An 8,075-nucleotide genomic window follows, 5' to 3' on the forward strand; every position below is an offset into this window, starting at 1 on the left:
GGGTAGGCAGCGAAAGCCATCTCCTCACCCATATCGACGGGCGGTCCGTGACAGAAACCGAAGTGCCCGCTTTTGCCCTGGCAATCTCGCGCAATGCTGCGAACGGCGATGTGCATGCGGTGGCCACCAAGGGCCTTTGGCAATTGGCACCCGGGCCCGTCCGTCTGATAGCGCCCATCGAAGGCACCAGCGTTCCCCTCGCCAACGCACTGACTCAAGCGTCGGACGGACGCATCTGGGTGGTGCCGGCGCCCGGCAAAAAACCGATCCAGGCGTGGGACGGAACGGCCTGGGCTGTCTATCCGGACCTCCCGCCAGGGCGCAGCATCGCACCGGGACAGGCGGGGAGCGTCTGGCTGGCCAAGCGAGTACCAAACGAAGTCGTCAACACGGACGGCAAGACGACGAAGGCATTCGGGCCCGGACAAGGTCTGGACGTCGGAACCGTCAGCAGCATCTGGAGTTCGGCCAACGAAACGTGGGTCGGTGGCAGCCTCGGGCTGGCGCGCTTCGATGGGCAGCACTTCGTGCGCATGCATCTGGCCCATCCGGCCGACACCTCGGATGTCACAGGCGTGGTCATTGACCGGGAAGGCACGATGTGGCTCCAGACGTTGGCCGCCATTTTCAGGGTGCCGTCCGGTGAGCTCGACAGGTTCCGCGAGGACCGCGCCTACCAACCGGTGAGTCGTCGCCTAGATGCCACTGACGRCCTGCCGGGTTCTCCGGATCCGGACTGGGCGCTGCCGAGCGTCAAGCTCGCCGATGATGGACGAGTCTGGTTTCAAACTGCGTCGGGGGCAGCCTGGCTTGACCCCCACGACCTGCCTACAAACCGGGTTCCGCCGGCCATCCATATCGATGCCGTCGTCAGCGGCGACCGGACGTTTCCCATTGTCGACGGGGCAGTCGTTCTGCCCAAGGACGTTYGCGCGCTGCATATCGACTTCACCGCGCCCGTTCTTTCCGTGCCCGAGCACGCCCGTTTTTCATACCGCCTCATGGGCATCGACGACGAATGGCAAGACCCTGGCCGTAGCAGGCGGGCCATCTACACGAATTTGCCGGCGGGCACTTACCACTTTGCCGTGATGGCATGGAACGAGGACGGCGTTCCCGCCACTCAGGCAGCCATACTGGACGTTCGGCTGATGCCGAAATTCTTTGAGACCTGGTGGTTTCGGGTGCTCGTGGCAGTGGTCGTCGTCGCCTTCTTCTGGACGCTGTACCTGCGCCGTCTCCGGAAAGTCACCGGGGCGATGCGCATCCGGATTGAGGAACGCGAAGCCATTGCCCGCGACCTGCACGACACCCTGCTCCAGTCGGTGCAAGGGACTGCGCTTCGTCTGGACGTGCTCTCGAGGCGCATGCGAGACCCGGCGTTTGACCGCGCTGACGCAGCCGATGAGCTCATGAGTCTTGCCGTTGACACCGATGCCGCCACCGCCGAGGCGCGGGACAAGGTGCAGGCACTCCGGAGCCAGGCGGCGGAAGCGGAAGACCAGATTGGCGCCATGTTGCAAGCCGCCATGAATATCGCACGCCACCACGATGGCAAGATTGAACTGACCGTGGTCGGACGGCCACGCCGGCTGCGCACCGAGCCGGAAGAAGAAATTCGCATGATGCTCGGTGAAGCCGTATCCAACGCTTTCCGGCACGGCGGAGCGAACGTTGCTGCCATCACCATTCGTTACGGCGTTTTCCAGTTCTCGGTCGGCGTGCGTGATGACGGGCAGGGGTTTGACGTCAAGGCCTTTGGCCGCAACGGCAAAGATGGGCACTGGGGCATTCAGGGCATGCGCGAGCGCGCGCACCGACTCGGTGGTTCTCTGCGCCTGCGTAACATGCGCAGCGGTGGTGTTGAAGTGCTTTTTCGTGCCATCGCGGGCAAGCTTTACGCGCCCCGGCGTCGGCACCGCTGACCTCAAATAGGTAGCCGCATGCACCGGATACCCGTCTAGCCGATTTGTCGCGGAATCGCCGGATTTGCGCTTTCGATGACTTTCGTTCGTCCAGCGGATGTGCACGGCACGTCGTTGGGCGTAGGGTAAATCCATCGCAACCAACGCACGCCTGACCGAGGTCAGGACGGTGTCGTTCGCCCCGCGTTTCGTCAACGAAGCGCCAGGCTGGCGAGTCCCTGGCCACGAAGGGTAATCCCCATGCTGACCGCGCTCTTTCTGTCACGGCTGCAGTTCGCATTCACGGTGTCGTTCCACATCATCTTCCCGAGTTTCACCATCGGGTTGGCGGCATGGTTGTGTGTGCTGGAAGCCCGACACCTGACCACGGGCAACCCCGTCTACCGGCGCCTGTTTGATTTCTGGCTGCGCATCTTCGCCATCGCCTTCGGTCTCGGCGTGGTCTCGGGCATCGTGCTCGCCTTCGAGTTCGGGACGAACTGGAGTGTGCTGTCGAAGATGACGGGCCCCATCCAGGGACCATTGCTGTCGTACGAATCCTTTACCGCGTTCGCACTGGAAGCATCCTTCTTTGGCGTGCTCATGTTCGGGCGCGGAAAGACCTCTCCGAGGTTTTACTTCTTCGCCACGCTGATGGTCGCGCTCGGCACCACGCTGTCGGCGTTTTGGATCATGGTCAACAACAGCTGGATGCAGGTGCCCGTCGGATACCGGATGGTGGAAGGGGTATTTGAGCCCACCGACTGGGGCGCCATCATTTTCAGTCCTGTCGTTTGGGTGCGCTTCCCCCACGTGCTCCTCGCGTCATATCTCACGGGTGCGTTCTGTGTGGCGGCGACCGGTGCCTGGTACAGCCTTCGCCACATTCACCGGGACGAAGCAAAAGTGATGCTGCGGATGGGTCTGCTGTTTGCCGCCATCCTCTTGCCAGTGCAGATGTTTTTCGGGCACCTCAATGGCGACTACGTCCATCGCCACCAGCCCGCCAAGTTTGCGGCCATCGAAGGCCGGTGGCACAACGAAAAGCCCGCCGCAGAAGTGCTCTTTGCCATTCCCGACGAGAAGGCCGAGATGAACCGCTTCGCCGTGTCCGTGCCGGTGTTGGGCAGCATCATCGCAACCTTTACGACAGACTCCGAAGAGGTAGGGCTGACGTCGTTTGCGCGGGCCGACAGGCCGCCGGTCGCCATCCCCTTCTTTGCCTTCCGGGTGATGGTCGCGTGCGGGCTCTGGATGCTGGCCATTGCCTTCGTGGGCAGCTTTGCCCTGTGGCGCCACCACGCCATTCCCCGATGGCTGCTGCGCCTGACCTTCCTCACGTTCCCATTGCCGTTTGTCGCGACCCTCACCGGCTGGTTTAYCGCCGAGGTCGGGCGCCAGCCGTGGGTGGTCTATGGCGTTTTGCGGACCTCTGACGCGCTGAGCCCGTCGTTGGGCGTCGGTGAGGCGTTCACGACCCTTGTTGTCTTTGTCTCGGTGTATCTGGCTATTTTCCTCGCCGGGACCTTCTACATCTATCGCCTGCTTCGTCGGGGGCCAGCCGTGGCTGCAGCAACGCTGCCGCGAGACGGCAACCCGTCACGCCCGCTCTCGCTCGTGCGCGATGGCACAACGTCCCCACTGGCGCCCGAGGAGACCGGTCATGGCTGAGTTCTGGGTGTCGGTGGTTTTGGTCGCCATCACGATGTATGTCTTGCTCGACGGCTTTGACCTTGGTGTCGGCATCCTGTTTGCGGCCGTGCACGACGAGCCCCGCCGCCGCAAGATGCTCGATGCCATTTCTCCCGTGTGGGACGGAAACGAAACCTGGCTGGTGATGACAGGTGCGGTGCTCTTCGGGGCGTTTCCCGTCGTCTACTCGGTCGTGTTGTCCGCGTTTTACCTGCCCATCTGCATCATGCTCGCGAGCCTCATCATGCGTGGCGTCGCGTTTGAGTTCCGGCAGCACGCAGTCCACCTCAAGGGATTGTGGGACGGCGGCTTCATCACCGGGTCGGTGCTGGCGACCTTCATCCAGGGCTGCGCCATCGGCGCGCTGGCCCAGGGGTTGCCAGTGCAGGGCGGCCAGTACGTTGGCACGACGTTCGGATGGCTCACCCCGTTTTCCGTCCTTTGTGGCGTTGGTCTGACCACCGGTTACGCGGCCCTCGGCGCGGCCTGGCTTATCCACAAGTGCGAAGGCGACGTGCAGACCTTCGCCAAGCGKGTCTTCCCGGTCCTGATGGTGTGCACGTTCATCGCGCTCGGCCTCGTGTTTACATTTGCCGTCGCCGAAGACGAACCGGTCTTGCATCGCTGGAATTCGCTGTCCTGGCGCTATGTTTTTCCCGCCGTTGCACTGGTGGCAACCGGCTGCCTGCTCTTCATCAAGCGCCGCCACCTCGACGTGCGCCCGCTCTTGCTGACGATGGTGGTCTTTCTGTGCGGGATTGGCGCCTTGGTCGCGTCGTTCTGRCCATGGATGGTGCCATTTTCAATTTCCATCAAAGGGGCCGCATCCCCGTCCTCGAGCCTGTCTTTCATGTTCTGGGGCATCGGCATCTTCGCCTTCCCGCTGACGCTCGGTTACACGCTCGTCAACTACTTCGTCTTCCGGGGCAAGAGCCGGATGGCGAGCGAATACTGACGGGAGCACAGGCCATGCGCACCCCTCGCCAAAACCAAAGCGGTGCCCGGGTCTGGGTAGGGTTTGCCGTGGCCAGCGCACTCGGTGGCTGTAGCGCATCGCCCTCGCGAAGCATTCTCGGCTCGTACTTTCCGTCGTGGATGCTTTGCGCCCTGGCCGGCATTGTCCTGACCGTGCTGTTGAGACTCGCCCTGGTCAGGTCCGGCATCGACGCCGAAATCCCCGCGCCGTTTCTCGTGTACGTGAGTTTCGCCATCGCGTTCACGCTCGGCATCTGGCTGGCCTGGCTGGCATAGGGGAGGATGATGAAAGTCTACGAGAGCAACACCCCCACGCCGCGCGGCCGCCTCCTCATGGTGCTGTCGTTTGTGCTGGCAGCAGCAGCCATTGTCGTGAGCGTCCTCGTCGTCAACCACCGGCCGCGCACGCACGACGCGTACCTCTTCGCATTCAACGCCGGCATGGCACCGGAAGTCAGTGGGCGCATCGTCGCCTTGAACGTGACCAACAACACCATGGTCCACAAGGGCGACCCCTTGCTCGTCATCGACCCCGAGCCATTCCAGTTGCGCCTCGCCCAGGCCCAGGCGCAGGTGATGGCGTTCCGTGCCCAGATTGACCTCACGTCCCGCCAGGTCACGTCGCAAGGCTCCGGGGCCAACGCCGCCGCACGCCAGGTCGACAGGGCCAGCGCACAGCTCGCCCTTGCCAGGAGCACGCTCGCGCGCCTCCAGCCGTTGCTCGACCCTGGCTACGTCACCAGCCAGCAGGTCGACGATGCAAAGGGCCATGAACGCGAAGCGGCGGCGCAACTGGCGTCGGCCGTGCAGCAGGCAAGCCAGGCCAAGGAAGCCATCGGTGACGTGGCAAGCCTGACTGCGCAACTGAAAGCGGCTGAAGCCACCGAAGCGCTCGCCGCACGCGACCTGCGGCTGACCACCGTGCTCGCGCCTTTCGACGGACGAATCGTGGGCGTCAACATTGCAGTGGGTACCTTCGCCACGGCCGGCCAACCGCTGTTTACGCTCATCGATTCCGGCCGGTGGTATGCGGTCGCTGACTTTCGCGAAACGGACCTTGCCAACATCCGCCTTGGCGAAGAGGCGACGGTGTGGCTGATGGGCCACGAGGGTCGCCCCATCCGGGGCCACGTCGAGAGTCTGGGTGGTGGCGTGCAGCCGCAGGGCACCAGTGGGCCGGGCCTGCCTTCGGTCGACCGGAATCTCAACTGGGTGGTCGTCGCACAGCGCTTTCCGGTCTGGATAAGGCTCGAAGACGCGTCCGACGACATCGTTCGAACCGGTGCCACGGCGTCCGTGCGGGTCAATCATGGCCCCTGACATGCACCCTCCGCACGCGGGTTTTTACCAGTTCCTGCGTCATGAACTGAGGCCGGGTCCGGAACGGACCCGTTCGGTGCTGCGTATCGCACTCGCGTGTTCCACGACCGTCGTGCTTGCGATGGTCTTCCAGGTACCACTGCCGGCCTACATGGCGTACGTGGTGCTCCTGATAAGCCGGGACGAAGTCGCCGGCACCCTCGCCACCGCACTCGGTGGCCTTGCAGCGGCGAGCCTTGCCGTCACGCTCTCGCTGCTCTTTTATATCGTCGACGCGTCGGAGCCCGCCCTCCGCATCGTGTTGCTGGCCGCAAGCACCTTTGCCGGCATTTTCGTGGCCCGCACCTTTGCCCTCGGGCCTATCGTCTTCCTCGGCGCATTCATCCTGGTGCTGTCGCAGACYCTTCTCGACGACGTGCCGTCGCCGGAATTGATGACGCATTTCCTGCTGTGGCTGTGGATGGTCGTCGCCATCCCGGTTGTCGTGACCGTCGCGGTCAATCTCGCCCTCGGGGTCAGTCCGGTGGTCGCTTTGCAAAGGCGCATTCGTGCTTTTGCCTGCGAACTCGGTGCGCACATCGAAGGCAGCGCCCCGAGCGCGTTCGGCCAGTGCGGTGAGTCGCTGGCGGGACTGATGGCGCTGTTGCCCAGAACGCAATCCTGGTCCGCAGGCCTCAAGGCCTACGACAAGGCAGACCGGGTCATCCTCGGGACCCTTGCCGAGATCCTGGTGCTCACCCGCCTGCTGCCGGACGAGACAAACGGGGAACGACAGCGTCTGGCCGGGATGCTGCGCGCATCCATCGCCCGATGGGTCGGTGAGCCCCCGGCGCCGGATGATCACCCAACGGCGTCGACGGGGCAAAAGACGTCCACCGAACGCGCCCTGGCCGACGCGCTCGTTGAACTCGACGGGCAGGTGACGCAGCGTGCGGCGGAAGTGCCAACCCCGCACAAGGCCAAGCCCAAACAACGCTGGGTTCCGGATGCCTTTACCAATCCCGGTCATGTCCACTTCGCCCTGAAAGTGACGGCGGCGGTGGTGGCGGCTTACGTCACCTACACCCTGCTGGCCTGGCCTGGCATCCGCACGGCGGTGACCACCTGCTTTTTTGTCGCCCTCAGCAGCCTGGGCGAGACCATGCACAAGCTCACATTGCGCCTGTCCGGCGCCCTCATCGGGGGGCTCGCGGCGGGGCTTTGCATCGTGTTCGTGATTCCGATGCTGACCGACATCGGGCAGCTTGCGGTGCTGGTCGCTGTGGCTGCAATGGCGTGTGGGTGGGTGGCCAGCAGCAGTGAGCGCATCGCCTATGCGGGGCTGCAGATGGCCTTTGCCTTCTTTCTCGGCGTACTCCAGGACTACGGTCCGCCGACGGACCTGACCGTGTTGCGCGACCGCATGGTCGGCATCTTCGTCGGCAACATCTGGATGTCCATTGTCTTTGGTGCACTGTGGCCCGTAACAACGGCAAGCCTCATGCGTGCGTCCGTTGCCAGCGCCCTTCGCGCGGTGGCAAAGGTTGTCGCCCGCGCCCCTGAAACTGTGGGCGCAGGAAAAGCGACCGTTGCCCTCGCGCTCATCGGCGCAGAGCGGCTGGCCCCGCTGTCCTGGTTTGAGTGGAAGTTCTCCGCGTCGGTGCGCGCCTCGGTGGAAGCGGCGCGCCTGACCATTTCGGCCGCCGAGCGTCTCGCCGCCTCAGCGTTCGTCCTGGTGCGGACAGAACCTGCCGGGAGTTCCACACCGGGCATATCCGACCCCGACGTCACATGGCTGGTGGATGCCGCCCAACATCTGGCCACAGTCGGCGCTGCAGGCAAGCTGGCCCCTGTCGGGACGGCCACGCCGGGGGACGACCCGTGCGCCCGGGTGCGGTTGCACGAGGAGATGAGGCATGCCGCGCCCCATCTCTGAATGCGCACGCCGCAGGGTCCTTTCATCGATGCACGCCGCCGTGCTCGCCACGCTGCTGTGTCCGGCTGTTGTCAGGGGCGCAGGCGATGACGCCCCGCAAACAGGGACCGGCCAGGACGTGTGCGGTGACGCCTCACCGGGTGGGACGGGCTGCATCGCAAAACGCTACTCGCTCGCCGAGCTCATCGCGCTGGCGCAAGGCACGAACCCGTCCATCAAAGGGGCGGGCGAGACGGCCCGGCAGGCCAGCATTTCGCGCGACCTCGTTG

Annotated in this window: 7 protein-coding genes; all 7 read left to right on the top strand. The window is 64.3% G+C overall.

Annotated elements, in window-relative coordinates:
* Positions 1 to 1,925, top strand: a 1,925-nt coding sequence (locus tag AC1DT2_RS11545) for an ATP-binding protein (protein WP_477296314.1), incomplete at its 5' end; no start/stop codon positions are given.
* 240 nt (positions 1,926 to 2,165) lie between these two features.
* On the top strand, positions 2,166 to 3,575 hold the full coding sequence (locus AC1DT2_RS11550) for a cytochrome ubiquinol oxidase subunit I (protein WP_477296315.1): 1,410 nt from the start codon (positions 2,166 to 2,168) through the stop codon (positions 3,573 to 3,575).
* The gene (cydB, locus tag AC1DT2_RS11555; protein WP_477296316.1) at positions 3,568 to 4,551 is read left to right on the top strand and encodes a cytochrome d ubiquinol oxidase subunit II; all 984 of its coding nucleotides are present in this window, start codon (positions 3,568 to 3,570) and stop codon (positions 4,549 to 4,551) included. Before AC1DT2_RS11550 ends, cydB begins: the two co-directional genes overlap by 8 nt.
* A gap of 14 nt (positions 4,552 to 4,565) precedes the next feature.
* Positions 4,566 to 4,847: a YtcA family lipoprotein gene (locus AC1DT2_RS11560; RefSeq protein WP_477296317.1), complete on the top strand. Its 282-nt coding sequence runs from the start codon at positions 4,566 to 4,568 to the stop codon at positions 4,845 to 4,847.
* 6 nt (positions 4,848 to 4,853) lie between these two features.
* Positions 4,854 to 5,891 carry a hypothetical protein gene (locus tag AC1DT2_RS11565; RefSeq protein WP_477296318.1) on the top strand — a complete coding sequence of 346 codons (1,038 nt, stop codon included), beginning with the start codon at positions 4,854 to 4,856 and terminating at the stop codon, positions 5,889 to 5,891.
* A gap of 121 nt (positions 5,892 to 6,012) precedes the next feature.
* Entirely contained in the window at positions 6,013 to 7,806 is a 1,794-nt protein-coding gene (locus AC1DT2_RS11570) for an FUSC family protein (RefSeq protein ID WP_477296321.1), read from the top strand.
* Positions 7,787 to 8,075: hypothetical protein (locus tag AC1DT2_RS11575; protein WP_477296319.1), on the top strand; the 289-nt coding region annotated here is incomplete at its 3' end. The genes AC1DT2_RS11570 and AC1DT2_RS11575, both read left to right, overlap by 20 nt.

The sequence above is a fragment of the Luteibacter sp. P4_E6 genome (assembly GCF_056401535.1).